This is a genomic window from Porphyromonas sp. HMSC077F02 (assembly GCF_001815465.1).
GTDB classification, from domain to species: Bacteria; Bacteroidota; Bacteroidia; order Bacteroidales; family Porphyromonadaceae; genus Porphyromonas_A; species Porphyromonas_A somerae.
The window spans coordinates 18304-19119 of the sequence record NZ_KV820674.1 but is presented as its reverse complement, the minus strand read 5'-3'; the positions used below and the strand labels follow the sequence as shown (position 1 = coordinate 19119).

The window sequence follows — 816 nt, the reverse complement described above, 5'->3', positions numbered from 1 at the left end:
TACTTACACTCCAATAGGGGTCAAACTTGGGCTAGAATATCAGTGGTTGTACATTAGAAAGGTCTTACCGTATGGTTTTCAGCATTGTTTATAAGAAAGGACCTCGGCAGAGGTCCGTGCTAAATAGGCACAGGTCGAGGGCAAAGCGCCGAAGACCTGTGTATAGATAGGTGTAAAACACCCTTGCGACCCCGGCCGAGGGGTCGGACAACCCTATTTCTAGGTCTGACCCCTCAACCGGGGTCAAGGGGTGGTGAATATGCTCTTGCACACAGGTCGTTCGGGGCTTTCGCCCCTCCGACCTGTGCCTATTTATGAGGGACCTCTCCGAGGTCCTTACTTGTCTCTTATTGACCAATGACCAAAGAAAACCCCGAAGGGGTTTCATGGCCTAATAACCCAAGCTTCCCCTTGAAGGCGAACGACAGTGAGCCTGAAGGAGAAGCTTGGGTAGGGAGGTCACCGCTACCACGCTACCCCGAAGGGGTTGCATATACTCCAACGCCTACGGAGGTGAAAGTGCAACCCCTTCGGGGTAGTTGGCTACGGTTGTCGCTCTTCCCAACCTTCTCCTCGGCAGGTACGCTATGCATACCTGCCGAGGGGGAAGGCTGGGTTAATAGGCCATGGAAGCCCTTCGGGCTTCGTCGGCCCACCCCGATTGAGGAGAAACGATAATTCACCTCCGCGAGGTCCTTTTTTAGGGTGCCTTTTGAATAGGTAAGGGAGCACCTTGGAAAGGCTCTTATCCGAAGGGCGGATTTTTACCCTACGGTGGGGCAAAAGTTTAGTTGCAACTAACCGATTGCTTAGTTG

Annotated in this window: 1 protein-coding gene; it reads left to right on the top strand. The window is 52.8% G+C overall.

Translation table 11 applies throughout. The features are described 5' to 3' along the window. Positions 1-357 precede the first annotated feature (357 nt). Positions 358-678 (top strand): hypothetical protein, encoded by a 321-nt coding sequence (locus tag HMPREF3027_RS09535; protein ID WP_141756237.1) that lies wholly within the window; start codon positions 358-360, stop codon positions 676-678. Positions 679-816: the final 138 nt, after the last annotated feature.